The organism is Promicromonospora xylanilytica (assembly GCF_054782895.1).
In genome coordinates this window covers 108,375-134,414 of sequence record NZ_BAAGRP010000002.1, presented here as the reverse complement: position 1 = coordinate 134,414, position 26,040 = coordinate 108,375, and the positions used below count along the sequence as shown (strand labels likewise).

20 protein-coding genes are annotated in these 26,040 nt (G+C 71.1%); 9 read left to right on the top strand and 11 right to left on the bottom strand.

Translation table 11 applies throughout. The features are described 5' to 3' along the window. Positions 1-56 precede the first annotated feature (56 nt). The 4 genes from ACYVK7_RS02380 to ACYVK7_RS02365 all read right to left on the bottom strand — a co-directional run bounded on the left by ACYVK7_RS02380 (position 57) and on the right by ACYVK7_RS02365 (position 6,216). Entirely contained in the window at positions 57-1,370 is a 1,314-nt protein-coding gene (locus ACYVK7_RS02380) for a SpoIID/LytB domain-containing protein (RefSeq protein ID WP_460886073.1), read from the bottom strand. 115 nt (positions 1,371-1,485) lie between these two features. Next, positions 1,486-2,844, bottom strand: a complete 1,359-nt coding sequence (locus tag ACYVK7_RS02375) for a polysialyltransferase family glycosyltransferase (RefSeq protein WP_460886072.1) — start codon at positions 2,842-2,844, stop codon at positions 1,486-1,488. Further along, positions 2,841-3,863, bottom strand: a complete 1,023-nt coding sequence (locus tag ACYVK7_RS02370; protein ID WP_460886071.1) for a glycosyltransferase family 2 protein — start codon at positions 3,861-3,863, stop codon at positions 2,841-2,843. Before ACYVK7_RS02370 ends, ACYVK7_RS02375 begins: the two co-directional genes overlap by 4 nt. A 244-nt stretch (positions 3,864-4,107) precedes the next feature. Beyond that, on the bottom strand, positions 4,108-6,216 hold the full coding sequence (locus ACYVK7_RS02365; protein ID WP_460886070.1) for an acyltransferase family protein: 2,109 nt from the start codon (positions 6,214-6,216) through the stop codon (positions 4,108-4,110). Between the two features lie 175 nt (positions 6,217-6,391). Between ACYVK7_RS02365 and ACYVK7_RS02360 the strand changes: the two genes are divergently transcribed. The 3 genes from ACYVK7_RS02360 (at position 6,392) to ACYVK7_RS02350 (ending at position 9,781) form a co-directional block, all read left to right on the top strand. Beyond that, positions 6,392-7,633 carry a cytidylyltransferase domain-containing protein gene (locus tag ACYVK7_RS02360; protein WP_460886069.1) on the top strand — a complete coding sequence of 414 codons (1,242 nt, stop codon included), beginning with the start codon at positions 6,392-6,394 and terminating at the stop codon, positions 7,631-7,633. 57 nt (positions 7,634-7,690) lie between these two features. Next, on the top strand, positions 7,691-8,584 hold the full coding sequence (locus ACYVK7_RS02355; RefSeq protein WP_460886068.1) for an N-acetylneuraminate synthase family protein: 894 nt from the start codon (positions 7,691-7,693) through the stop codon (positions 8,582-8,584). Positions 8,585-8,737: 153 nt separating this feature from the next. Next, positions 8,738-9,781, top strand: a complete 1,044-nt coding sequence (locus ACYVK7_RS02350) for a glycosyltransferase family 2 protein (RefSeq protein WP_460886067.1) — start codon at positions 8,738-8,740, stop codon at positions 9,779-9,781. 18 nt (positions 9,782-9,799) lie between these two features. Here ACYVK7_RS02350 and ACYVK7_RS02345 read toward each other — a convergent pair whose 3' ends face one another. Beyond that, the gene (locus tag ACYVK7_RS02345) at positions 9,800-11,023 is read right to left on the bottom strand and encodes a DUF6716 putative glycosyltransferase (protein ID WP_460886066.1); all 1,224 of its coding nucleotides are present in this window, start codon (positions 11,021-11,023) and stop codon (positions 9,800-9,802) included. Continuing rightward, positions 11,020-12,117 (bottom strand): hypothetical protein, encoded by a 1,098-nt coding sequence (locus ACYVK7_RS02340; RefSeq protein WP_460886065.1) that lies wholly within the window; start codon positions 12,115-12,117, stop codon positions 11,020-11,022. The genes ACYVK7_RS02345 and ACYVK7_RS02340 overlap by 4 nt, the downstream gene beginning before the upstream one ends. A 361-nt stretch (positions 12,118-12,478) precedes the next feature. On the opposite strand from ACYVK7_RS02340, the gene ACYVK7_RS02335 reads away from it, so the two are divergent. Both ACYVK7_RS02335 and ACYVK7_RS02330 read left to right on the top strand, forming a co-directional pair. Beyond that, positions 12,479-13,393 carry an ABC transporter permease gene (locus ACYVK7_RS02335; protein ID WP_460886064.1) on the top strand — a complete coding sequence of 305 codons (915 nt, stop codon included), beginning with the start codon at positions 12,479-12,481 and terminating at the stop codon, positions 13,391-13,393. Next, on the top strand, positions 13,386-14,417 hold the full coding sequence (locus ACYVK7_RS02330) for an ABC transporter ATP-binding protein (RefSeq protein ID WP_460886063.1): 1,032 nt from the start codon (positions 13,386-13,388) through the stop codon (positions 14,415-14,417). The genes ACYVK7_RS02335 and ACYVK7_RS02330 overlap by 8 nt, the downstream gene beginning before the upstream one ends. Before the next feature lie 94 nt (positions 14,418-14,511). Here the strand turns inward: ACYVK7_RS02330 and ACYVK7_RS02325 are convergent, their stop codons facing one another. The 3 genes from ACYVK7_RS02325 to ACYVK7_RS02315 all read right to left on the bottom strand — a co-directional run bounded on the left by ACYVK7_RS02325 (position 14,512) and on the right by ACYVK7_RS02315 (position 18,239). Then, entirely contained in the window at positions 14,512-15,879 is a 1,368-nt protein-coding gene (locus ACYVK7_RS02325; RefSeq protein WP_460886062.1) for a hypothetical protein, read from the bottom strand. A gap of 111 nt (positions 15,880-15,990) precedes the next feature. Beyond that, entirely contained in the window at positions 15,991-17,235 is a 1,245-nt protein-coding gene (gene cysC, locus ACYVK7_RS02320) for an adenylyl-sulfate kinase (protein WP_460886061.1), read from the bottom strand. Further along, complete coding sequence (locus ACYVK7_RS02315) at positions 17,232-18,239, bottom strand: sulfite exporter TauE/SafE family protein (RefSeq protein WP_460886060.1); 1,008 nt, start codon at positions 18,237-18,239, stop codon at positions 17,232-17,234. Before ACYVK7_RS02315 ends, cysC begins: the two co-directional genes overlap by 4 nt. A 246-nt stretch (positions 18,240-18,485) precedes the next feature. Between ACYVK7_RS02315 and ACYVK7_RS02310 the strand changes: the two genes are divergently transcribed. The 4 genes from ACYVK7_RS02310 (at position 18,486) to ACYVK7_RS02295 (ending at position 23,140) form a co-directional block, all read left to right on the top strand. Then, positions 18,486-19,367, top strand: a complete 882-nt coding sequence (locus ACYVK7_RS02310; protein ID WP_460886059.1) for a 3'(2'),5'-bisphosphate nucleotidase CysQ — start codon at positions 18,486-18,488, stop codon at positions 19,365-19,367. Next, entirely contained in the window at positions 19,364-20,266 is a 903-nt protein-coding gene (cysD, locus tag ACYVK7_RS02305; RefSeq protein WP_460886058.1) for a sulfate adenylyltransferase subunit CysD, read from the top strand. Before ACYVK7_RS02310 ends, cysD begins: the two co-directional genes overlap by 4 nt. Continuing rightward, on the top strand, positions 20,266-21,588 hold the full coding sequence (cysN, locus tag ACYVK7_RS02300; protein WP_460886057.1) for a sulfate adenylyltransferase subunit CysN: 1,323 nt from the start codon (positions 20,266-20,268) through the stop codon (positions 21,586-21,588). The genes cysD and cysN overlap by 1 nt, the downstream gene beginning before the upstream one ends. A 127-nt stretch (positions 21,589-21,715) precedes the next feature. Beyond that, complete coding sequence (locus ACYVK7_RS02295; protein WP_460886056.1) at positions 21,716-23,140, top strand: capsular polysaccharide synthesis protein; 1,425 nt, start codon at positions 21,716-21,718, stop codon at positions 23,138-23,140. Here the strand turns inward: ACYVK7_RS02295 and ACYVK7_RS02290 are convergent. Both ACYVK7_RS02290 and ACYVK7_RS02285 read right to left on the bottom strand, forming a co-directional pair. Next, positions 23,124-24,395, bottom strand: a complete 1,272-nt coding sequence (locus ACYVK7_RS02290) for a hypothetical protein (protein WP_460886055.1) — start codon at positions 24,393-24,395, stop codon at positions 23,124-23,126. The two genes, ACYVK7_RS02295 and ACYVK7_RS02290, sit on opposite strands and share 17 nt — an antisense overlap. Before the next feature lie 132 nt (positions 24,396-24,527). Beyond that, on the bottom strand, positions 24,528-26,030 hold the full coding sequence (locus ACYVK7_RS02285) for a S8 family peptidase (RefSeq protein WP_460886054.1): 1,503 nt from the start codon (positions 26,028-26,030) through the stop codon (positions 24,528-24,530). Between the last annotated feature and the right edge of the window lie 10 nt (positions 26,031-26,040).

The following is a 26,040-nucleotide window of genomic DNA, read 5'->3' as shown; positions in this document are numbered from 1 at the left end:
GAAAACCGGGGTGAAATCAGCGTCGGGTCAGGACGCCGGTCCGCTGCGTGCGAGGATCAGTTCGCGCGGACGCGCAGGATCCAGGACGACGGCAGGTTCCCGCCGCGGGTGTGCGGTCCCACCTCGGAGCGGACCCTGTCGGCGGCACCGCTGACGGTCGCGGTGCGGCCGGTCGGAGAGGTCGCGACCAGAGCCGCCGCCTGCCCGCTGCGGTAGCGGTCGGTCACCTTGATCGAGGCGACCCGGCGCAGGCCGAACAGCTCCGCCGCGGCGTCCTGCGTGAGCAGGCGCCCCCAGCGCGCGTAGCCGTTGCCCGGCGCGCGGAGGCTGTACGGGTCGGCCACGGAGCGCTCGTACGGCACCACTGACGACCACACGTCCTCCGAGTGCGCCGTGCGTCCCCCGCTCGACGAGAAGTAGTGGGCCTCGACCGGCCGGCCCGCGTAGGTGAGCACCCGGGCGCGGGTCCTGGTCGCCGTCGTGTCCCGGACGGCCCCGATCCAGTGCCTGGCGTAGCGGGACGTCAGGTTCTCGTAACCGGTGAAGTGCTGGTCGCGCACGTCGTCCACCAGGTGGCAGCGGCACTTCGACTTCCAGCTCGCCATGCGGACCAGGGCGAACGAGCGGGCGACCACGGCCTGCGCCTCGAGCGCCGCCGCCCCGCCGTTCGCGCCCCACGAGGCCGGCATCTCCGCGAGGCCGTACAGATAGGCGCTGTGGAGCAGCATCCGGTTGACCACATTGGGCTCGCCCGCGGACGCCGTGAGCTGGAGCCGGCCCCACCGGTAGGAGCCGTGCGCTCCGTCGACCCGCACGATCGCGGGAGGGCCGTCCGGCCGGTAGGCACCGGTCCCTGACCACTGCAGCCACATCCGGGCCTGGCGGTAGGTGTGGCCGCCGGTTCGGACGACCACGTCACCGCCGGAGACCGACACGGCGAGCGGCCCGGTACCGCGCGCCAGCGTCTCGCCCCTGGCGCGGAGCCGCCACGACCCGCGATCCAGGCTGATGCGGGTGGGCCCCGAGTCGCCGTACCCCGCGTAGCGGTACGGATCGGGCCCGTACACCTGCACGTCGATGGCGCGGGGCGTTCCGGCGAACGCGGTCCGGCTGCCTGTGTAGTAGTGATCGAGGATCCGTGACACGGAGGACCCCTCGCGAGCCATCTGATAGGCGCCGTACTGGGCCATGCCCACCCCGTGCCCGTACCCCGAGCCGTCGATGGTGAACGAACCGGGGACGTCCGCCGCGGCGGCCGGGGGAACGACCAGGCCGGCCGCCATCGCGAGGGCGGCGGCGCCGGCCGTGACCAGGCGGGCGAGGACGAGCCCAGGAGCACGCCCGTTCTTGGCATTCCGCGTCGGCTTCATCGCTGCACCTCCACCGCCACTGTGCCCTACGGGGCGTAGCTCGGCATCCGCGCAGCCGACCGTCAAGGTGACGGGTGAGCGGGTCGGTGTCGTCAGCCCGCCCGTCGTCAGCCCGTCAGCCGCGGATCCGCTTGACGACCTTCTTGCGCAGGCCGGAGCGCCGCGTCTGCTCGTCGACCCAGCCCATGGCCGGGTGCCGCAGGGCGGTCCGTGCGGTGTTGAGGGTCGCCTTGACCACCGGGTTCTGCTTGGGCGCCCCCGGCAGGCCGAGCAGCGACAGCCGCTGGCCGGCGACGTAACGTGACCGGTCACGCGGTGCCGCGGAGCTGAGCCAGGCCACGGCGTTCTCGCGCCGGTCGGACAGCGACTTGGGCTGCATGCAGTACGACACCGTGTCGACGAGCTGCTGCAGCGTCTCCGGCGCGTCGAAGTCCGAACCCTCGCGGTGCAGCGCGTCGATCACCGTGACCGGGATGCGGTTGCTGTTCTCGTACGGGGCCAGGCGCGACAGCAGCCGCGTCGTCTCGACGGAGATCGACCGGACGCCGAAGATGGAGCGTGCCGTGACGAGCGCCGTGGAGAAGCAGCCCACGATCGCGACGACGTCGGACGAGAGCAGCATCACCTCGACCGGCAGCGGGTCGGTGACGATCTCGAGCGTGACGCCCGCTTCGTGGGCCGCCCGCTCGACCGGGGCGAGGAATCCGGGCGGGGCCGACGGGTGCGGCTTGAAGCGCACGACCTCCGCGCCGGCCTTCGCGGCGGCGGAGATCATCCGGCCGTGCATCTCGGCCTCTTCGTGCATGGTCACCAGGCCGAGCGCCGCGAGGTACTGGCCGACGACGACCGCGGCCGGCGGCTGGTCCTCCTCGGGGGCCGACACGCTCTTCGCGGCGATCTCCTCGATCACCTTCCGGAAGGACTCGCTCGGGATGACCGTCGGCGTCACGCCGTACTCGCTCAGCAGGACGGGACGAAGGCCGGGCACCAGGTCGAGGTGCAGCAGCCCGTCGAGCCGCTGGATGATGTCGAGCGGCAGCTCGTTGCGCGTCGGGCCGTAGCTCATCAGGCCGTCCGCGTACACGGTGATGCCACCGGTGTGGAAGATGCGGGCGAGCGTCTGCGCCGGGTTGACCCACACGGACTCCGCGACGATGTCGATCGGCCCGTCGCCGAGGCCCCAGTGGCCGCGCAGCAGCCGTTCGAGCATGGGACGCTCGCGCGGGCCCGGCTTCCAGTCGGCAGGGTGGATCGGGGCGATCAGGTCCGTCAGGTGCACCACGCGGTCGAACCGGGCGAGCACCGGGGCAGAGCCCTCGATCTCGTCGGCGGCGGGCGTGAGCTCGGGGGCGAACGCGTTGTTCACGACGAGCAGCACGCGCTCGCCGTCGGGCTCCCCGAGGAGTCCCGCGTCTGCGGCGGCCGCGGCGGTGGCCGCGCCGAACAGTGTCGAGGCGACGACGAGCTGGGTCACGACTGCACCTCCTGCTGTGCCTTGAGTGTCTTGTCCTTCGGAAGGTCGTGGGGGAGCAGCCCGTGCAGCAGCCGTTCCCGCTTGCGCGACATCTGGCTGGCCTCCTGGGCGAGCACGTCCTCACGCAGGCCCGCGAACAGCTCCCGGGCCCCGCGGCGGAGCTCGCGACGCACCTCGTGCGACATGTTGCCGCGCCGGCTCATGTGGTGGGCGATCAGCGCCAGAGCGGTCCGGGTGAGCTTCGGGAGGAACTGCTCGCCGTCGCGGTCCGCCTCGACGATGTCGAACGTCTGCCGCATCGCGGGCAGGATGTCGAGCTGCCGGCGGTCGAACGTCGCCGTGAGCGACGTGGTGACGGTGCGGCGGTAGCAGAGGGTCGGCGCGTCCACGGTGGCGTACGACCGGGACCGGAGGAAGAGGTCCCAGATCCAGGGCCGGTCCTCGGCCGTGTGCAGACCCTCCGGGAACGCCAGGAGCCCGTCCTTCTCGATGGAGCGGTCGAAGATGCCCGCCCAGCTGTACGGGTAGTCGACCATGGTCGTGTAGTTGACCGGGAGGATGGAGTCGCGCGGGTCGAGCGCGACCCCGCGGCGCGCCTGCGGGGCCCAGGTCAGGTCGCGGCGGCGCGCACGGACGGCCGTGTGGTCGGTGCGGATGAAGTCGACCTTGAGGGCGTCCATCGCGTCCATGAGGTGAGCGAGGCGGCGGGGAGCCAGCCAGTCGTCGGCGTCGGCGAACGCGACGTACCGGGCGGACGTCGCCGCGACGCCCTGGTTGCGCGCGCTCGCCGCACCCACCGGGTTCTTGTTCTCGATGACCTCGAGGTTCGGGAACCGGTCGGAGAACGTCCGGGCGATCGCAGCCGTGTCGTCGGTGGATCCGTCGCTGATCACGACGATCTCCAGCTCGTGGGGGTCGTCCACCTGCTTGGTGAGGCTCGTCATCAGGTCGCCGATGTACTCACTCGCGTCTTTACCAGGCACGATGACGGACACGCGTGGCCGCGTGGTGATGCTCATATACCGGGTCCCTCGGTCTGATTGCTCGGGCTGTGGCGCGCACGGGGGTAAGCCGCCCGGCAAGCGCCGTCCGGCATTCATCTAAGCACACGCGGCGGTATCACGACGGGCAGGCCGGTCCCCGTACCGAGGACGGCGCGCCCCTTCCGCAGGATCTTCACTCGGGCAGCTCTTCCGCACCGTGCACCGGCACCGTGCACCGGCGCCGTGCACCGGCCCGCGCACCCGCGCCGCACGCGGTCCGTCAGGGCGTGACGGACCGGAACGCGCGCGCGAAGTCGGGTGCGAGCGTGGGCGCGTACACGTCGGAGATGTGGTTGGGGTCCGCGTAGACGACCACCCCGCCGATGGCGGCGGGACAGGTCGTCGCGTCGCAGAACCGGTCCGTGAGGTCGATGACGGTGACGTCGGAGCTCGCGGCCGCGGCGGCCTCCTCCGTCAGACCCCGGCCGGCGAACGCCGCGTCCCGCGAGACGGAGCACCTGCCGGGATCGGAGTAGTTCTCGCTGACGCAGGACAGGGCGTCCTTGCGGGGCAGGGGCGCGTCCTTCATGGCGAACACCTGAGCCCCGGTGCCTGCCAGGGCGTCGAACCCGGCCGCCAGACCGGTCGTCCCTCGACGTCCGGCGCCGTCGTCCTGGAACGTCGATCCCTCGTAGTACGCGGACAGGACGGCGTCGGGCCGCAGCTCGGTGATCTTCTCGAGGGTCCGTTCGTTCGCCGCGACGCACTCGGCGGAGCCGGCGAGCGTCCGTGGCGTGAACGAGAAGGGGCACGAGTTGCGCAGGAACGTCACGACCCGGTAGTCCTCCGTCTTCGCCGCCTCGATCACGGACTGGGCGAACATCCGCGCGTGGGAGTCGCCCACCACGGCGATCACCTTCTCGCTGTCGGGGTTGCCGTACTCGCACATCGCCGTCTCGTCCTCCGGGCGGTCGGCGTCGCACCGTTCGCCGTCGACGAGCCAGAGGTGCTTGCCCTCGGCGGCCGGGTTCGGCAGCAGCGCAGGGTCGTCCGTGATGAACGGTGCGTAGCTGCCGTCGCGAGTGGCGCCGGCGCCGAACCGCTCGTTGCCCGCGTCCCTGGCCTGCTCGACGGCCGCGGCGCCCTGGGCCCACCGGTTCTCCTGCAGGTTCGGCTTGATCCAGAACACGGACGCGCTCCCGGCCACCAGCAGCATCGCGACCAGAGCGGCGACGAGAGCGCGCGCGTCGCTCCTGCGCGCCCACGCCGCCTTGCGGAACGGCTGCTCGACCCAGTTGTAGGAGGCCCACGAGAGCGCGAACATCACCACGAGCAGGCCGAGCACCTCGAACTTGTCGGGGTGGCGGCCGGCCAGCACCACGAAGTAGACGGCGACAGGGAAGTGCCACAGATACAGCGAGTAGGAGACGTTGCCCACCCACTGCACGGGACGGAGGTCGACCAGCGGGCTGAGGGAGCCCGCCCCGCTCGTCCGCCCCGCGGCGATCACGGCGGCGGTGCCGAGCACGGGCAGCAGGGCGTTGGTCCCGGGGAACGGGGAAGCCGCCGTCAGGGTGAAGGCGCTCCACCCGACGGCGCCGAGCCCCGCGAGCGCGAGCAGCGCCCTGGGCAGGCGGAACCCGTCGGTGTAGCGCAGGACGACGGCGAGCACACCGCCGATCCCGAGCTCCCAGAGCCGCGTCGTCGTGACGAAGTACGCGGACGGGTCACCCTGGCCGACCAGGACCACGCTCCAGACGAACGAGGGCACGATCACCAGCGCGAACACGGTGACGAGGCATGCCGCCAGAGGTGGGGCGCCGCGTCGGCGCGCGACCTGCGCGGCGACGAACGCGGCCAGCGCCACCAGGAGGGGCCAGAGCAGGTAGAACTGCTCCTCCACCGCGAGCGACCAGAAGTGCTGGAAGGGCGTCTCGGCGTTCTCCGAGTTGGAGTAGTCGACCGAGTCGGCGGCCAGGATCCAGTTCTGCACGTAGAAGATGGAGCCGAGGGCCTGCCGCCCGAGGTTGCGCAGCTCCGCCAGCGGGAGCACGAAGGGCGCGGTCACCACGACGGCGAGGATGGCGAGCAGGCTCGCCGGCAGGATGCGGCGGGCACGGTTGGCCCAGAAGTGACCGAGGCGGATCCGCCCCGTGGCGCGCACCTCCTTGATCATGTGCCCGGTGATGAGGAAGCCCGAGATCACGAAGAAGACGTCCACACCGATGTACCCGCCCGGCATCAGGTCCGGACGCAGGTGGTTCGCGACGACGAGGAGGACGGCGAGGGCACGCAGCGCCTGGACCTCGGGGAGGAACGTGCGCCTCGTGGTGGCGGGGACGGGAGTAGCCCCTGGGCGCGTCGCGGTCGCGGTCGCGGTGGTTTTCACTGGGTTCCTGATCGTGCGAGGGTCGGGCAAGCTCGGGCAGACCCGCGAGGATATACGAGAGCGCTGCTGGCCCGGGGCCGGTCGTGAGGGTAGTGCACTACCCTGATGGGCAGCGGGGCCGCGACCATTCCGGCCTCGAATCCCGTACCAAGAGACTACGAGGAATCTCCAGCACATGTCAGTGAAGGCCGACCCGTCGGCGATCGTCATCATCCCTGCCCGCGGTGGTTCGCAGGGCGTCCCGCTGAAGAATCTCGCACGAGTCGACGGCATCACGCTGGTCGGGCGCGCGGTCCAGGCGGCGCTCGCGGCGCCCTCGGTGGCCCAGGTCATCGTCTCGACGGATCACGACGAGATCGCCGCGGAGGCCCGGTCGCACGGGGCGCGCGTCGTGGCGCGCCCGGCGGAGATCGCCGGTGGTACCGCGTCGTCGGAGTCGGCTCTGCTGCACGTCCTCGACCGGGTCGAGGCGGGCGACGGCGGCCTGCCTCCCCAGGAGATCCCGCCCGTGACGGTCCTGGTGCAGTGCACCTCGCCGTTCATCGACCCGGAGGACCTCGACACCGCGATCCGCCGCGTCGCCGCGGGCGAGAAGGACGTGGTGGTGGCCGTGTCCGAGACGCACGACTTCCAGTGGCGGATGGACGACGGCGTCGCCAGCCCTGTGGGACACACCACCGAGTACCGCCCACGCCGCCAGGAGCGGCCGCAGCACTTCCGCGAGACCGGTGCGTTCTATGTGATGCGGACGGAAGGGTTCCGTGCAGGAACCACCCGGTTCTTCGGCGACGTCGGGATCCAGCCGGTCGCCTCGGAGTGGGCCATCGAGATCGACGAGCCGCGTGACCTCTGGCTCGCCCGTCAGCTCGTCGACCAGGACACGGACGCGATGCGCGCGCCCCTCGACGTCGACGCGCTCGTCACCGACTTCGACGGCGTGCACACGGACGACCACGCCTACGTGGACCAGGACGGTACCGAGCAGGTGCGCGTGAGCCGCGGCGACGGTATGGGCGTCTCCCTCCTGCGCCGCACCGGGCTGCCGATCCTGATCCTGTCGACGGAGACCAACAAGGTGGTCGCCTCCCGTGCCGACAAGCTGAAGGTGCAGGTCATGCACGGTGTCGAGGACAAGGCGAGCGCGCTGCGCGCCTGGATCGCCGAGCAGGACCTCGACCCGGCGCGTGTCGCGTATGTCGGCAACGACGTCAACGACCTCGCCGCCATGGCGATCGTCGGCTGGCCGGTCGCCGTCGCGGACGCGCGTCCTGAGGTCAAGGCTCAGGCGAGGCTAGTACTGTCCCGCGAGGGCGGGAACGGTGCGGTTCGTGAGATCTGTGACCGTATACTCGCTGCGCGTCCGGGTGAAGTAGCCGCCAGTTCGGCAGCTGCCCAGACCCCTGTCGTCACCGGTTAGTCCCGACGACACGTAACAGCACTACCCTGTGCTCGACCCTTTCGGAAGGACCTTCTTATGAGCGCGACGAACGCGCAGCCCGCGCCGGTCTCCATCGGCGACCTGCAGGTCGGCGCCGATCAGCCCGTCTACGTGATCGGCGAGATCGGCATCAACCACAACGGTGACGTCGAGATCGCCAAGAAGCTGATCGACGTCGCGGTCGAGGCCGGGTGCCAGGCCGTGAAGTTCCAGAAGCGCACCCCGGAGATCAGTACTCCGAAGGACCAGCGCGACAAGATTCGTCAGACGCCCTGGGGCGAGATGACGTACCTCGAGTACAAGTACAAGGTTGAGTTCGAGGAGCCCGAGTACACGGAGATCGACGCGTACGCCAAGGACAAGGGCGTGCAGTGGTTCGCTTCCCCGTGGGACGCCCCGTCGGTGGAGTTCCTCGAGAAGATGGACGTGCCCACCCACAAGGTGGCCTCCGCCTCGGTGACGGACCACGAGATGCTGCGTGCGCTCGCCGCCACGGGCAAGCCGATCATCCTCTCGACCGGTATGTCGACGCTCGAGCAGATCGACGCCGCCGTGGAGATCCTGGACACGAGCAAGCTCGTGATCCTGCACTCCACGTCGACGTACCCGCTTCCCCCCGAGGAGGCGAACCTGCGCACCATCACGACGCTGCAGGAGCGCTACGGCGTGCCCATCGGCTACTCGGGCCACGAGACCGGTCTGCAGATCTCGATCGCGGCGGTGGCGCTGGGCGCCGTCGCCGTCGAGCGGCACATCACGCTCGACCGCGCCATGTGGGGTTCGGACCACGCCTCCTCGCTCGAGCCCAAGGGCCTCGAGAACCTGGTGCGCGACATCCGCATCCTGGAGAAGGCTCTTGGCGACGGCCAGAAGCGCGTCATGCCCGGTGAGTTCTCGCCGATGTCGCGTCTTCGCCGCGTCGACGCCTGAGCCGCAGGTTCAGGCGTCGAACGATAGAGCCTGAGCCGGAGGCGGAGACACGGGCTCGGGCGTCCGACAAAGGATCCTGAGCCGGCACGAACATACTGGAGGAGGCGGGCACCCACGCCGGGTGCCCGCCTTCGCCGCACAGGAAGGAACACTGTGAGCGAGCGGGACGAGTCGTCCAACATGCCTCGGGCGACCGTGGTCGCCGTCGTGCGCGACGAGGAGCCGTATCTCGAGGCGATGGTGCGTTCCGTCCTCGGCCAGGACTATCCGCATCCCCTGCACCTGGTGCTGGCCGTCGGTCCGTCGAAGGACCGTACCCGGGAGATCGCCGACAAGCTGGCGGTCGAGACGGGCCGCGTCACCGTGGTGGACAACCCGACGGGGTCCAAGTCCGTCGGCCTGAACTCCGGTCTCGAGCTCATGCCGGAGGGACACTCGATCTTCGTGCGTGTCGACGGCCACACCGTGGTCGAGCCCACGTACGTGCAGCGTGCCGTCGAGGCGCTCCTGTCGTCCGGGGCCGACGGCGTGGGCGGGCGCATGCTCCCCGTCGGCGACACCCCCACCCAGCGTGCCGTGGCGCGCGCGATGAGCCACCCCGCGGGCCTGGGCGTCGCGTCGTTCCACACGGGTGGCGAGGCCGGGCCGGCCGAGACCGTCTATCTCGGCACGTTTCGCCGCGAGGCGCTCCAGCGGGTGGGTGGTTACTCCCCGGTCTACGTCCGCGCCCAGGACTGGGAGCTGTGCCTGCGCCTGCGCAACAGCGGCAGCCTGCTCTGGTTCGACCCCTCGCTGGTGGTGGACTACAAGCCGCGGCGCGCCCTGCGCGAGGTGGCCAAGCAGTTCTGGCGTACGGGCATGTGGCGCCGTGAGGTCATCCGCAACAACCCCGACACCGCCAACCTCCGCTACCTGGCGCCTCCGACGGTGGTCGTGGCGCTCGGCGTGTCGGTCGTGGCGGCGGCCGTCGGCGCGGTGGCCGGTCTGCCCGGCCTCGTCGTCGCGGGCCTGGTGCCCCCTGCCGGGTACGCGCTGGGAGTCTGTCTCGCCTCGGCGCACGCCGCGACCCGCCGTCCCCGGCTGGACGCCGCCTCGGCGCTCCGTCTGCCCGCGACGATCGCCGTCATGCACATGGCGTGGGGCGCAGGATTCCTGCGCGGCCTCACCGACCGCGTCCGGGTGGACGACGGCGCGTAGCCGCGGGGCAGTGGGCCCTCAGACGCCGGTGATCCGGTCGATGGCGCGCTTCACCGGGCGGGCCGTCGCGACGAGGGCGCCGTACACCGGTGCGGGCAGCACCGACTGTGCGACCACCCTGGCGTGCCGTCGCCTGGACCACGGCTGGACGTCGGACAGCGACGACAGCCCCCCGGAGGCGCGGAGCTCCGCCAGCTCCGTGATCGCCTGCGGCAGCTCGGACTCCGCCGAGTGGAGGTAGTTGTCGTCCAGCCACTCGGCGTCGGGCGTCGGGCCGTTCTCCCGGAAGGCCTTGCCGGCGTCGGCGAGCGGCAGCATGCAGCCGCTCCCGGCGAACGGCTCGTTGAGCAGCTCTGCGCTGACCCCGAAGTCGTCGATGATCGCCGTCTGCAGGTGCAGCGCGAGCGACTCCAGCGCGGCGGTCGAGCTGACCGTCACCAGCGCGGTACCCGGCTGCAGCCACTCGGCCATCGGGCCGTCCACGAACCGCACGGCGTCGCTGCGGTGGCCGAGACGCGCGTGCTCGGCGTCCCACAGCTCGTCGTACGGGTGCCTCTCGTTGTGCGTCTGCCGCTCGCCCTTGCGCGCACGCAGCTTGACGATGACGTCGAACCCCTCGCCGGCGATCCCGGCGAGACCGTCGAGCAGCCGGACACGGTCCTCGCGGTCCTCCGGGACCTTCGCCTGCGCCGCGAACACCACGCGCTCGGTGGGCCGGGCGGGGATCGCCGTGAGCCGCTCGAGGAACGGCAGGTGGGTCAGGACGATGCGCGGGGCGACACCCTGTTCGGCGAACGCGTCGCGGTAGGCGGCGATCTCGTGGCGGCTGTGCACGATGAACGCGTCGCACCAGCGTCGCCACGCCGCGCCACGTGAGGTGGCGGGCAGCGCCATCCCCGGAAGGCCGGAGACCAGGACGGGCGGGTTGGTCGGGTCGGCGCGGACGACGATGCGGGCCACGACCTCCGCGACCGGTCCGGTGGCGGCCACCAGGACGATGTCGGGACGGGTCGCGCGCACGTGCGCCTTGAGCTCCTTGAGGCTCAGAACCGGCGGCCGCACGACCGAGGAACCGGCGACCGCCGCCGCGATCTGGTTCGTGGTGGGCACGATCGGGGTGTGCACGAGAACCGCGGTGCGTGCCAGGCCCTCGTCCTCGGGTGCGCCGATCTGGTCGAGCGTGGCGCAAGCCCACTTGAGGTAAGAGTCGCTGTCCGCGACGGCGAGCACGCGGATGGTCATCCGTGGTCCTCCGGGTCGTTCGGGTCGATGAGCGGGTGCGTGGCGGTGGCCGGGGGTGCGGCGGCGTCCTGCCGTGCCGCGTCCGCCGCGAGGCGGAGCACGCTCGACAGGTGCGCGCGCAGGCCCGGTGTCGCGCGGGACGTCCACCAGTCGTCCGCGACGGGCACGGCCGTCACCTCGACCGCGCGCGGAGCGAGGATGGTGGTGAGCAGGACCGCCGCCGTCGACGGCAGGCTGACGACCCGCTGCGGCGTCGCCATGCCGCGTAAGCGTAGCTCCACCGGTGCCTGCGCGGTGTCCACGACGAGGTCGCGGACGGCGGTGAGCCGCGCCAGCAGCTCAGGGGTCTGCCGCCGGTGCGGGAGGTAGCGCACCGGACCGTCGGCGGCGAGGCCCGCCACCCAGGACACGTAGGCGCCGGGATCCACCAGGCCGTCGGCGGCGAGTGCCGACCCGATCACCACCGTCGGCTCGGTCGGGGCGTCCCCGACCGGGACGCTCGCCAGCCACGAGAAGTCGTTGCGCACCACGGTGAACCCCTGTGCCGCGAGGTTTGTCCGGATCGCGGGTTCGAGCGGGAGGGCTGTGAAGAACGTCACCCGGCCCTGTGCGGCGAGGTGGCGCAGGCGGCGCGCCGCGGCGGCGCCGAGCTGCCTGCGCGGGGCCCCGGCCCCGGACCGCATGCGGACGAGCGGCTCGCGCGCCGCGAGGCGGCGCGCCAGCTCGAGCGTGGCGAGCCCGTCGTCGACCAGCACCACGCGCTCCAGACCGCACCGCACCAGCGCCGTCGCCTGGAAGAGGCCGGAGAAGGCGTCGCCGACCAGCCAGATCGGCTCGTGGGCCGCCAGGGCCGCACGGCGTCCGGCCATGGCCACCTCGACGCCGTCGGGAAGCCCGAAGCCGCGGACCGCGTCGAGCGCCGCACCGAGGGCCGGGACGTCGTCGCGGACGTGGACGTGCGTCGGGGCCCCGCCGTGGCCGGCCGCGTGGGCCTCGACGGTGCACAGGAGCTGGAGCGGCGACTCCACCAGGGCCCCGGCGGGCCGCGCCGGCCGGGGTGGCAGGGCCGCCGGGACGGGACGGGCGGTCAGCACGCCGTGCAGTCTCTCACGCGCCCGCGAGCCGGGCGCACGCTCGTGCGCACGCTCGCGGGACCGCCACTCGCCCGTGCGGACGGCGGCGGACGCGCCTCGCGGTGGAGGCGATGTGGAAGCCCGGTGGACAGGTGTGCTCACCTGCGGGGGGACGGCTGGAGGTGAATCCGACCAATGCGGTAGGGTTTTGCTTCGGGCCGATACGATCCCTGGTCCGACTAGGATTTGAGATGGCCGTCCGTCGCGGCCGCCACCATAGAGACAGGAATCCCTGCGCATCGTGAGCAACCCGACGACCGATGTGGCTGCGCCCCAGTCACCACCTGGCAAGGGCGGCAAGCCGCAGCCACCGCCACCGATCGTGCCCGACACGACATCGGCAGAACGGCTGGCGCTCGCTGAGAAGTACCGCCTCAAGCCGCTGAACGTCCGCCCGCCGCTCGGCGAGTACATCAAGGACGTCGCGAAGCGCTGGGCCTTCATTCGGGTGATGGCCTCGTCCACCGCCTACGCGAAGAACCAGAACAACTATCTCGGCCAGCTCTGGGCCGTCCTCACGCCGATCCTGAACGCCGCCGTGTACGTGCTGATCTTCGGCCTCGTGCTCAACGTGAGCCGCGGCGTGCACAACACCGTCGCGTTCATCGTCGTCGGCATCTTCATGTTCCGCTTCGTCGAGGCGTCGGTCACCGGCGGAGCCAAGTCGATCAGCGGCAAGACCCAGCTGCTGCGTTCCCTGCACTTCCCGCGCGCCGTGCTGCCCATGTCGTCGGTCCTCTCGCAGTTCGCGACCCTGATCCCCGCGCTCGTGGTGATGTGCGGGATCGTGCTGCTCAGCGGCCTGCTCCCGGCATACGACATGGAACGGGTGACCTGGTGGTGGCTCCTGCTGCCGGTGGCCGTGCTGCTGCTGGTCATCTTCAACACGGGCATCGCGTTCATGATGGCGCGGCTCGTGGCCACCACACCGGACCTCGACAACGTCATCGGCTTCGTCATGCGCCTGGTGATGTACGCGTCCGGCGTGATCTTCCCGGTCGCGAACTACATCGAAGGTCTCGACCTCGGCGGATGGCGGCAGACCGTCGTCGAGGCGATCTTCGACTACCAGCCGGTCGCCGTCTACCTGCACCTGGTCCGGTCGTGCGTCCTGTCGGAGGAGACCATCCCGCAGGACGGCCTGATGTGGGCCTTGGGCGTGTTCTGGGCCGTGCTGTTCTTCGTGGTCGGCTTCATCGTGTTCTGGCGGGCCGAGGAGAGGTACGGACGTGACTGAGGCAGAAGCACACCTGGACTTCGACCTCGAGCTGGAGCCCGAGGACCTGGACGACACGGCGCCCGTGACGCGGCTCGGCGACCCGTGCCTCGTGGTGGACGACCTGAACATCGTCTACCGCGTGATCGGGAGCCGTGGGAAGAAGGGTGCAGGGGACTCCCACATCACCGAGGTGGAGGACAAGCGGAACTTCCTCCAGCGGCTGATCAGCTCCGGCCGGCAGCACATCGGCGCGGTGAGCGAGGTGCACGCCGTGCGCGGCATCTCGTTCACGGTGCGGCACGGCGAGTCGGTCGGCATCGTCGGCGTCAACGGGTCGGGCAAGAGCACGCTGCTGCGGGCCATCGCGGGGCTGATGCCGGCGAAGTCCGGCAGCGTGCACGTCTCCGGCGAGCCCTCGCTGCTCGGCGTGAACGCCGCCCTCATGCCGCAGCTCTCGGGTGAGCGGAACATCATGATCGGCGGCCTGGCGCTGGGGCTCACACCCAAGCAGGTCGAGGAGCGGTTCGACGACGTCGTGGAGTTCGCCGGTATCGGCGACTTCGTGTACATGCCGATGCGCACGTACTCCTCCGGTATGGGCGCCCGCCTGCGCTTCGCCATCTCGTCCTCGGCGCAGCCCGACATCCTGATGATCGACGAGGCGCTCGCCACGGGAGACGCGGCCTTCAAGGCCAAGTCGAAGGCCCGCATCGAGCAGGTGCGGGAGAACGCCGGCACGATCTTCCTGGTGAGCCACTCGATCTCGACCATCGAGGCGATGTGCAACCGGGTCCTGTGGATCCACGAGGGCCAGCTCGTCATGGACGGGCCCGCCCACGAGGTCACCGAGGAGTACAAGAAGTTCGTCCGTGCGCACCGGCCGCCCGGCAAGGGCCGGGGCAACGGCCCCGGCCGTGGCAAGGGCGGTCCGGGACGCGGTAACGGCCCGGGCCGGGGGAACGGTCCAGGCCAGAACAACGGCCAGAACAACGGCCAGAACGACGGCCCCCGTCGCGGACCCGACGGCGAGCAGCCCGCCTGACCGGAGACGGAGCTGGACCGCACGGCAGAGGGCCCGGTGACCGATCACGGTCACCGGGCCCTCTGGCACCTTCGAGGAGCGACGGGGCGTCGCGTCACTCGCCCTCGACGGCCTGGATCAGGCCGTGGTGCTCCTTCTCGAACCGAGCGGTGTAGTCCTCGAAGAGCAGCTGGTCGACGCCGTTCGCCGCACGCAGGCGGGTGATCGACGTCGGCTCCTCGACCTGTTCCGTGGGCTGGCCCGACTTGCCCTGGTGCCCGACCCGCTCGGCGACCGGGACGCCGGTGCTCGCCACGGCCGCCAGGTGGCTGGCCGCCAGGTGCTTCATGGTGCCGACCAGGTGGAACCGCTCCTCGAGGGTCTCCCGGCACAGCCGCTCGAGCTCGGACTCGCTCAGGTCCGCCGTCGCCTCCAGCCAGTACATGTCCTCTTCGTTGGCGATGGGGCCGTATGCGCCCCGGTCGCCGTACCGCGCGCGGTACTTGGCCTGGATCGCGGGGTGCGTGGTCGCGATCTGCCGGGACAGCATGTTGGTCAGGCCGTTCTCGACCGTGTACGCGATGTGGTCGTCGAAGGTCGGCGACTTGTCGCGGGTCCCGATGATGTGGGGCGTCGCCTGGCGCTTGAAGTACCCGGAGCGGATCTGGGCGACCGGGTCGCGCAGGACCGTGAAGTAGGACAGGCGGCGGCCCGGCAGCGTGAAGCCGAAGGGGTGGTGCTGGTGCACCACCATGAAGTCGGCCAGCTCCTTCGCGGAGTAGTTCAGCGCGCGTTCGATCTGGAGCTCGCCGAACCGCCGGTTGATCTCGATCATCCTGGCCCACGGAACGGTCCGCTTGAGCGAGACGATCATGCTGGTCCCGCCCGAGAACGGCAGGTGGAAGAACACCGGGAGGACCTCGGGGTCCGCCGCGTTCCGCAGGGCGGCGAACTGCTGGGAGCCTGCGTCGGTTCCCCAGATGCTGACGAACCGCTCCTCGAGCCCGGGGAACGCCTCCAGCAGCTGCGCCATGCGCTCCTTGGCCTCGTCCTCACGCCCGAGCGCCGAGAGCGCCGTCGAGACGACCGGTTCGGCGAAGGCGGGCGGTCCACCCGGGACGCGCTTGCGGGGGACTGCCGCCGCCTCCTCGAAGCGGCCGGCCTCCGCGAGCATCACGGGGAGCCAGGACTCGGCGCCCCGGTCGCCGAAGATCTTCCAGAGGGCCGTGACCACACCGAGGGTGATGCCCTCCCAGTCGTGGGTGCGATTGCGCACGGCGAGCTTGCGCAGCTCCGCGACCTCCTCCTTGGAGGGTGTGGTCCCGGCGGCGCTCGACACGAGCAGGTCGGCGAACCCGTGCTGCACCTCGTCGAGGGCGGTCCGGTGGGCGGTGACCGGTCCGAACTGGCCCCTGAACCGAGCGCCGAGCGCCTTGCCCTCGCCGTAGCCGCGACGCCAGTCGGGCGTGCGCTTGTCATCCATCGCTGATTCCTCACATGCGTACTTCTGCTCCGTGACGCGGCGCGTCGCGGCGTTCCCCGCTCGGGCGATCTGAATCTAACCACAGACCCTTGACACTGCCTGGGGGCCGAGTCAAGCACCCAGGCGGTTCGCGAGGTACGCACGCACCGTACGGACGGCCTCCTCGACGGGCACCTGGGAGGTGTCGATGACCACCTCGGCATCGGTCGGCTCCTCGTACGGCGACGAGATGCCGGTGAAGTCGGGAATCTCGCCGGCGCGTGCCTTCGCGTAGAGACCCTTGCGGTCGCGCGCCTCGCACACCTCCAACGGGGTGCTGACGTGCACCAGCACGAAGTGCGCGCCGGTGGCCTCCGCCAGCGCCCGCACCCGGGCCCGGCCGGCGGCGAACGGTGCGATCGGCGCTGCGACGGCGATGCCGCCGTGCTTGGCCACGAGGGACGCCACGTACCCGATGCGCTCCACGTTCGTCTCGCGTGACTCCCTGTCGAAGCCCAGGCCCTTGGAGAGGTGGTGGCGCACGGCGTCGCCGTCGAGCAGCGTGGATCCGAGCCCGTCGTCGTCCAGCTCCGCGGCCAGGGCACGCGCGACCGTCGACTTGCCCGAGCCCGACAGGCCGGTGAAGAAGACCACGGCACCGCGGCGGTGCGCGCCGCTCGCGGCACGCTCGATCTCCGCGGCGGAGACCTCCGGGTAGAGCCGGGCGACCTCGGTCCCGTGCAGGGTGGGCAGTGCGGCCAGCCGCTGAGCGGTGGCGGCCGTGCGGTGCGCCGCGAGCGTCTCGGTGCGGCCCGGCCCGTAGGCGTCGGCGACGTCGTCGAGGGAGGACGCGCCGAGGCCGGACCACGGGACGACGACGGTGCGGACCGGGCGCGTGCCGCCCGCGAGCCCGGCGGCGAGGGCCGAGGCAGCCCGCACCAGGCCGGATGCGCCGACCGCGCCGGGCGCGGGGGTGCGGCGTGCGACGGGCACGAGCACGAGGACCGCCGCGGCGCCGTCGGCCAGGCGGCCGGCGAGGTCGACGTCCTCCCGGGTCGGGACCTCCGTGACGAGGAGCTTGACCGCGCCCTCCGGCGTCTCGGCGCGAACCTCACGCGCGCCGCGTCGCAGCGTGTCGTCCCACTGCGGGCCGAGCGCCGCGGCGATCGGCTTGAGCGGCTCGAGGCCCTTGGCACCCAGCGCGGCCAGCGGCGTGTTCTCCGTGTCGGTGAGGACCAGTGGCTCGCTCCCGGACAACTCGTCCGGCGTGCCGCCGAGGGCGGTCGCCAGGACGGCGGGGGCGACGCCCCCGCCGAGCGCGAGCTCGAGCAGGTCGAGCTCGTCGTCGGTGAGGACACGGGTGGGGGAGTCGGTCATGCTCGGTTGCTCGTTTCGTCGTCTGCGGAGACCGGGGCGTGGTCGTCGGGTGCTGGGTCGGGCGTTGGATGTTCGGGCGCCGGGTGTTCGGGTGTCCGGCGCTCGGCCGCCGCGGGCCGGCCGAACCGGCGCCGCACCCAGATCCAGACGAGGTTGCCGCCGACCAGGGCGGCGATCGCGGCACCCACGACGACCTCCATGCTCGCACCGAGGAGCTTGAGCGCGGACGCGAGCAGCAGGATGGCCAGGGCGCGGCGGATGATGCCGCCCGGCGCGCGCGAGGACACGTGGGCGCCGAACCAGGCGCCCGGGATCGCGCCTATGAGGAGGGATGTGGTCAGCCCGAGGGAGAAGTCGCCGTACAGGAGGTGTCCGATGGACGCGGCAGCGACGAGCGGGACGGCCTGGACCAGGTCGGTGCCCACGAGCTGTGACGCCTTGAGCGCCGGGTAGAGCAGCAGGAGCACGACGATGACGATCGAGCCGGCGCCCACCGACGTCATGCCGACCAGGAGCCCGGCGACGGCGCCGAGGATCGCGGTCGGGACCGGGCGCACCACGAGCTCTCGCGGGGCGGAGGGCCGGGTGGGACCCTCGCCGAACGCCGAGCGGCTGCGGACCATCTGCAGGACCGCGCGGACGACGAGGCCGATGGCGGCGATGAGCAGCGCGATCCCGAGGACCACCTTGAGCGCCGCGTCGAGCGAGTCGCCGAACGGCAGCGCCTGGATGAGCAGGGCGCCGGAGAACGCGGCGGGCACCGAACCGACGCACAGCCACAGGACGAGCTTGAGGTTCACCGTCTTGCGGCGGAGGTGGACGAACGCGCCGGCGGGCTTCATGAACAGGCTCGCGACCACGTCGCTGGAGACGGCGACGAGCGGATCCACCCGGAAGACGAAGATGAGCATCGGGGTCATCAGGGCCCCGCCGCCCATGCCGGTGAGCCCGACGATGAATCCGACGAGGAGCCCGCCGGTGATCAGTGCCGGATCGATGCTCACGAGCATGCCCCCTGCCTGCTCAGGGCTCCGCAGATCGTAAATCCGATCTGTCCGGTCGGTTTAATGGCCATAAGTGTTCCTAGATTGTCGATCAGCATGGAACTGGCCCCCTGGCAATGGATCGCATGCACGAATGGTAGCCTCGGCGCGTTCGCCGGAGTTCACCCGGCCCCCGCCCGAAGCGCTCGCTGTCGGGCAGGCAGCGCCACGGTGCACCACCTGAAGATTCCGCAGACCTGGAGATCGATGAACGCGCCCTCCCCCACGCTCCCTCAGGCGTCGCTCGACGATGACGCCCTCGCCCACGCACTCGCCTCGGGAGCGGCGGAGGTGCTCGTGGCGCTCCGCGCGGAGGTCGACGCCGCGGGCGGATCCTTCGTCGCCAAGGAGTTCAAGGACGCCGGGGACGCCGCGGCTCAGACGTGGCTCGCTGCCGCCCTCTCCGCCGCCCGGCCCGCTGACGCGGTCCTCTCGGAGGAGGCCAAGGACGACGAGTCCCGGACCCGTGCAGATCGTGTGTGGATCATCGACCCCCTCGACGGCACCCGTGAGTTCGCCGAGCGGCACACCGACGGCCCGCTGGCCGGGCAGTGGCGTGACGACTTCGCCGTCCACGTCGCGCTCTGGGAGCGGGGCGCGGGGCTCACCGTCGGAGCTGTCGCGCTCCCCGCCCGTGGCCTGGTCCTGACCACGGCGGACGGCGTGGTGCGCGACGACGACCTCACGGCCGTCCTGTCGGGCGACCGCCCGCTGCGGATCGCCGCGAGCCGCAGCCGTCCGCCGGAGTTCGTCGCTGCCCTGGCGGAGCGGAGCGACGTCGAGCTCGTGCCGATGGGCTCGGCGGGTGTCAAGATGCTGGCGGTGGCCGACGGTACAGTGGACGTTTACGTCCACGGCGGTGGGCAGTACGAGTGGGACTCGGCCGCGCCTGTCGCTGTCGCCCGGTCCAGGGAACTCGTCTGCACGCGTCTCGACGGATCCGAGCTCGAGTACAACCGGGAGAGCCCCTGGCTCCCTGACCTGTTCGTATGCCCCCCGGCCCTGGCTCAGCGCCTGCGCGAGCTGCTCGACACCGTTGGTGTCGCGTCCGTGGTCGGGGCAGATAGCAAGGAAGGTGCCCAGCCGTGAAGAGTCACGTTCTGAGCCAGCTGCGCAGCCTGGAGGCCGAGAGCATCCACATCATGCGCGAGGTGGTCGCCGAGATGGAACGGCCGTGCCTGCTGTTCTCCGGTGGTAAGGACTCCATCGTCATGCTGCATCTCGCCGTCAAGGCGTTCGCGCCGGCGCGCGTCCCGTTCCCGATCATGCACGTCGACACCGGGCTGAACTTCCAGACCGTGCTCGACTGCCGTGACCGGTGGGTGGAGCGCACGGGCGTGCAGCTGGTCGTCGCCTCCGTCCAGGAGGGGATCGACCGTGGTCTGGTCCAGGAGGAGCCCAACGGCTCCCGCAACCGGATCCAGACGCCGGTGCTGCTGGAGGCCGTGGAGAAGCACGGCTTCGACGCCCTGTTCGGCGGAGGACGCCGCGACGAGGAGAAGGCCCGCGCCAAGGAGCGCGTCTTCTCCTTCCGCGACGACTTCGGCCAGTGGGACCCGAAGAACCAGCGCCCGGAGATCTGGAGCCTCTACAACGGTCGCGTCCACCAGGGCGAGTCCATCCGTGTGTTCCCGCTGTCCAACTGGACCGAGCTGGACATCTGGGCCTACATCGAGGCCGAGCAGATGGACCTGCCCGACCTCTACCTCGCCAAGGAGCGCGAGGTCGTGGACCGCGGCGGCATGCTCTTCGAGGTCAACGACTTCACCCCGCTCAAGGACGGCGAGACCGCCGAGGTCAGGTCCACGCGCTACCGCACGGTCGGCGACGCGAACCTCACCGCGTGCGTCGAGTCGGCGGCGACCACGCTGCACGGCGTCGTCGAGGAGGTCGCGGCGGTGCGTCTGACCGAGCGCGGCGCCACCCGTGGCGACGACAAGGTGAGCGAGGCCGCCATGGAGGACCGCAAGAAGGAAGGGTACTTCTGATGACGACGACTCTCCCCGAGGACACCGGGGCCACCGAGACGCTCAGCGAGGTCGTCAGCGGCGACCTGCTCCGCTTCGCGACGGCGGGCTCGGTCGACGACGGCAAGTCCACGCTGATCGGCCGCCTGCTGTTCGACAGCAAGTCGATCTTCGCCGACCAGCTCGAGTCGGTGGAGCAGGTCAGCAAGGACCGCGGCAACGACTACGCGGACCTGTCGCTGCTGACCGACGGCCTGCGTGCCGAGCGCGAGCAGGGCATCACCATCGACGTGGCGTACCGCTACTTCGCGACGCCCAAGCGCAAGTTCATCATCGCGGACACCCCCGGCCACACCCAGTACACGCGGAACATGGTCACGGGCGCCTCGACGGCGGACGTGGCGCTGATCCTCGTGGACGCGCGCAAGGGCGTCGTCGAGCAGTCGCGCCGGCACACGTTCCTGGCCACGCTGCTGGGCGTGCCGCACGTCGTCGTCTGCGTGAACAAGATGGACCTGGTCGACTACGACGAGCAGGTCTTCGAGCAGATCCGTACCGAGTTCACCGAGTTCGCGTCCCGCCTGCGGGTGCCCGACCTGACGTTCATCCCGGTGTCCGCCCTGGCGGGCGACAACGTGGTGACCCGGTCGGAGAACATGCCGTGGTTCGACGGTTCTCCGCTGCTCAGCCACCTCGAGCGGCTCCACGTCGCCTCCGACCGAAACCTGGTCGACGTGCGGTTCCCGGTGCAGTACGTGATCCGGCCGCAGCAGGCCGACGTGCGCGACTACCGGGGCTACGCGGGCACGGTCGCCTCCGGCGTGATGAAGCCGGGTGACCGGGTGCTGGCCCTTCCGGCGGGCCTCGAGACGACCATCGAGTCGATCGACACGGCCGACGGCCCGGTCTCCGAGGCGTACCCGCCCATGTCGGTGACGGTGCGGCTGGCGGACGAGATCGACATCTCGCGCGGCGACATGATCTGCCGCCCGAACAACGCCCCCACCGTGACGCAGGACGTCGACGCCCAGATCTGCTGGATGGACGAGTCGGCGTCGCTGGTGCAGGGCAAGAAGTACGCGATCAAGCACACCACGCGGTGGGCGCGGGCGATGGTGAAGAACATCAACTACCGCATCGACGTGAACACGCTGCATCGTGACGAGGACGCCACGGAGATCAAGCTGAACGAGATCGCTCGGATCAGGCTCCGCGTCACTCAGCCCCTGTTCGTGGACTCCTACCAGACCAACCGCCAGACCGGTGCGTTCATCCTGGTGGACGAGGCGACCAACAAGACCGTCGCCGCGGGCATGATCGGCACGCTGCCGCACACCGTCTGAGCGGTTCGGCGGACCAGAGGGTACGACGTCGGTGCCCCCGGTCGCCCTGCTCGACAAGACCGAGGTCTTGTCCGGGCACGGTGACAGGGGGCGCCGGCGTCGTCTTCGTCGAGAGAACGGGTACGTGATGGAACAGGTCGAGATCGGCGGTACGACGGTCCGCATCCCTGACGGGATCGTCGGCCGGCCGCGGCGGCTGTGGGGCGCCAAGCCGGCCGACGTGGTGGTGCGTCTGCTCAGGGAGGGAGCCCTCGCTGAGGCGGACGAGCTGCTTCGCAGGACTGTCGCCGGCACCGAGGTGTCCGGCGACTGGTGGTTCCTCTCCGCGGAGACGGCCCGTGCCCTTGACGCGACCGACCGCTCGGTGGCGGCCTACGAGGCGGCCCTCGAGCGGCGGCCCGACGCGCCGGCGTTCTGGTGGGCGCGGCTCGGCTCGGCGGCCCTCGCCGCGGGCAGCCCGGCGCGCGCCGCCGAGGCCTACGAGCTGGCCGTGCGAGCCAGGGACGAGAGTCCCATGGCGTGGTACCGGGACCTGGCCAAGGCGTACGCGGCCTGCGGGCGGCCCGCCGACGCCGCCAGCACCTTCGCGAAGGTGGTGGACGGACAGCGCCGGCCGGCCGAACGTGCGGTCATGGAGCTCGTCCGGTACCTGAACCGGGCAGGTCAGAAGGACGAGGCGCGGCGCAGGCTCGCGGACCTGCTCGACCACGACCCGAGCACCCGTCCGCTCGAACGGGTGATGGCCGCGAACAACCCGGAGTTCTTCGGCATGCGGCGCCAGGTGCTCCGGTTCGTCGAGGACCACCTGACGGACATCCGGGCCGCCGCGCGGGAGAGCCTGCGGGGCGAGGCCGACCGCCGGTCGACGATCTGGACCTACTGGGCACAGGGGTGGGACGACCTGCCCGAGGTGGTCGCCACGTGCCACCGCCGGCTGCGGGAGCTGGGCGGGAGCGACGTCGTGCCCCTCGACGCGGTCGGCGCGGCGGAACTCGTACGCATCCCCGCGGACATCGACGCGATCGAGATGGGGCACGCGGCGCGCTCGGACCTCCTGCGGCTCGAGCTGCTGGGCCGGTTCGGCGGCACCTGGATCGACGCGACCTGCTTCGTGACGGAGGACCCCCGCCCGCACCTGGACCGCCTGGGCGCGGACGGGTTCTTCGCGTTCGAGAAGGCCGGGAGCACGCTCGCCACCTGGCTCATGGTCAGCGAACCGGACGGTTACCTGGTGCGGATGGCACGGAGCGCCCTGCACACGTACCTCCGCGAGCACAAGGAGTGGAGCTACTACTTCCTGCTCCACTACGTCTTCGAGTCGCTCGTGCTGTGCGACGAGGAGTTCCAGCGCCTGTGGATGCGGTCTCCCCGGCCGAAGCTCGGCCCTCCCACCGCCTTCATGCGGCACCGTACGGAGCCCGTCGACCAGCTCGACCTGGAGTCGCTCTTCGGTGAGTCCTTCGTGCAGAAGCTGAGCTACCGCTACATCGACGACGCGCTGAAGATCCCGGGCTCGTTCATGAACCACCTGCTGGCTAGCGCAGGCGGTTGATCCCGCGCCGGATGATCTTCCGGGCCCGTGCCATCCGGCGCCGAGCGCGGGACCGTGGCGCGGGGGCCCCTGCTGCTGCTGCCGCGGCCCCGGCGGGGGGCGTCGGCTCGGCGGGGACGGAGGGCGTGCTCTCGGCCGGGGCCTGGGCAGGCTGCGCGGCCTTCTTGCGCGGGGCCGGCTCCTTGCGGCCCCGCGTCTCGCCCAGCGCCTCTGCCACGAGATGGAGCGCGATCGGTGTGCGGCGCTCCTCGGGGAGCCGGTCGAGCAGAGCGGGAATGAGCTCCGCGGCCAGGGTGAACACCTCGGCGTCGGTGACGGTGTCGGGATGCCGCGCGCCCTGGGGCAGCACGGAGGAGGTGAGGTCGGCGAAATCACCGACGAGGTCGTAGCCGCGCTCGCGCAGGCGCTCGATCGAGCGCTCGGACCGTGCACGCACCGCCTCGATCTGTTCGCCGGACATCGTGATCTTCGAGCCGGAGAAGTTCAGGAGCATGTCGTGGGACAGGTACCGCTGGATCCAGACGTACGCCTCGTTCCACTTTCCCGAGTCGGTCTGCACGGCGGCACGGAGCTGGGGGCCTGCGAGCTGCAGCAGGCGGGCCGCCTCGACGCTGATGGACTCGCGGGCGAACTTCACGTCGGTCGAGCACCACGACGGGTCGATGCCGCACGCCGTCGCGAACCGGTTCCAGAGTGTCCCCGGGGGCGCGCCCCGCGGCGGCAGCGTGACGACGTGGACCTGCTCCGGCGGAAGCCCCGCGCCCCAGCGCTCGAGCGCCTCGGCGATGTCGAGCACGTCCCAGCACCAGCGGACCCCTGACTGGTCCATCGTCGCGGCGAACTCGTCGATCGAGGAGGTGTGGCCGAGCTTCAGGAACTCCTGCCACGCTCCAGGAACCTGGTCCACCAGGTCGCGTGCGGTGGCGACGACGTGGAGCTCGCCGATCTCCTGGAGCTGTTCCAGCGCCTCGGCGGTCTGCTCGACCGTCGCCATCGGGAACCACTCGCAGCTCACGATCGCGGTGTCGCCGGGCCAGTCGCGCAGCGTCGTCAGCAGACGCCGCCACTCGATGTGCCTGCGCCCGCCGGGGCCCTGCCGGAGGCCTGCGGCCGCGCCGGCATGCACCCCCCATGCCTCACCGGGCACAAGGACCCCGTGCTCCTCCAGCCGTGCCTTGTTCGCGAAGAGCACCTGCTGCAGGAACGTGGTGCCCGTCTTGGGGGCACCGATGTGGAAGACCACTCTCTGTGTCATGAAACCTGGAACCTCGTCGTCCTACGTCAGCCGACGGACTCTAACACGCGGGTGAATTCTGATGACTCCGACGGTGGCGTAGGCGGGCAGGACGGCGGTCTCGCGCCGTCCTGCCCGCTACCGGCCGAACGACTACTCGGTGGTCACGGCGTCCAGGGCGTCGGCGATGCCGTCACCGTAGAAGCTGTTCTCCTCGAGCTCGCCCACGCAGGCAGGCCCGCGCGTCGTGGTGGTGCACTCGTGGTCGTCGGCCTGTGCGCGGACGGCCTCCTCCAGCTGTGCCGGGCTCCAGCGCGGGTGCGCCGACTTCATGAGCGCCAGCACGCCCGCGACGTGGGGCGACGCCATCGAGGTGCCACTCTTGAGGTCCCAGGTGCCGTCGAGCTCGGTGGACAGGATCGCGCTGCCCGGTGCGGCGACGTCGATCTTGCCGAGGCCGCGGTTCGAGAACGAGCTCAGGTCGGTGGACTCCGTCAGCGACGAGACCGTCACCACGCCGTCCAGCTCGGCCGGGATGTCCTCGCAGCCGGAGTTGATCACCCGCTCCACGGCCGTCGAGTCGTTCGGGCTCGCGGTGTCCGTGGTGTTGTTCGCCAGGTCGGTCGCGGCGTTGCCCGCGGCGGCGGCGTGCACCACGCCACGCTTGGTCGAGAAGTCGACCGCGCGGCGCACGGCCTCCTTCGCGGCGTGCTGGTCGGGCTGGTCCTCGCACCAGTACATGAACGGGTCCACGTAGTACGAGTTGTTCGTGACGTCCATGCGGTGCATGCCCGCCCAGATGAACCCGCAGATCGCGTACTCGGGGTAGATGAACCCGTCGTCGCTCACGACCTTGACGGAGGCCATCTTGACTCCGGGGGCGACGCCCACGATGCCGACACCGTTCTGCGCCGCCGCGATGGTGCCCGCGACGTGCGTGCCGTGGTCGGAGGTGGTGGGCAGCCAGCCGGTCGCCGACAGGTCCGGCCTGCCGCCGTCCGTGCAGTTCACCGACTGGTCCGCGTCGACCTGGCTGGCCAGGTCGGGGTGCGACGCGTCGATGCCCGAGTCGAGCACGCCGACGGTGACGTCGGGGGAGCCGGGGTTGATCTCCAGCGCCTGGTCGGCCTTGATCATCTCCATGTCCCACTGGGTGGCCTCGCCCGGGTCGGGCACGGCGGTGGTGCCGGCCGGCTCGTCGACGGTCCAGCCGGTCACGCCCTTCTTGGCCTGGCCCCGCACGGTCTTGCTCTTCTCGGCGCCCTCGGGGCTCTCCGCGCCGGGGGTGCCCTCGGTGGGGGAGACGGTGCGGGTGGCGCCGACGGACTCGACGACGCCGACGCGGTCGGCCACGAGCACGTCCTCGCGGAACGACCCGTTGGCCGAGTGCGCGACGATCACGCCGATCTGCGGCCAGGCCTGCACGACGACGCCGTCGGCACGCTCGATCGCCTTGATGGCGAGGACGGTGTCGCGGGTCCTCGCGTCCTCCGTGTTGACGACGTAGGAGAACAGGGCGCCGTCCGGGGTGACGATCGGGACGGGTGTCGATTCCGGCTCGTCCGCCGCGTACCCGGCGCCGGTGCCGAGCGCGGTGAGTGCAAGCGTCGTCGCGGTAGCGACGGCGAGTGCTCGCCGGTGGTGGGAGATGCGCATGTTCACTCTC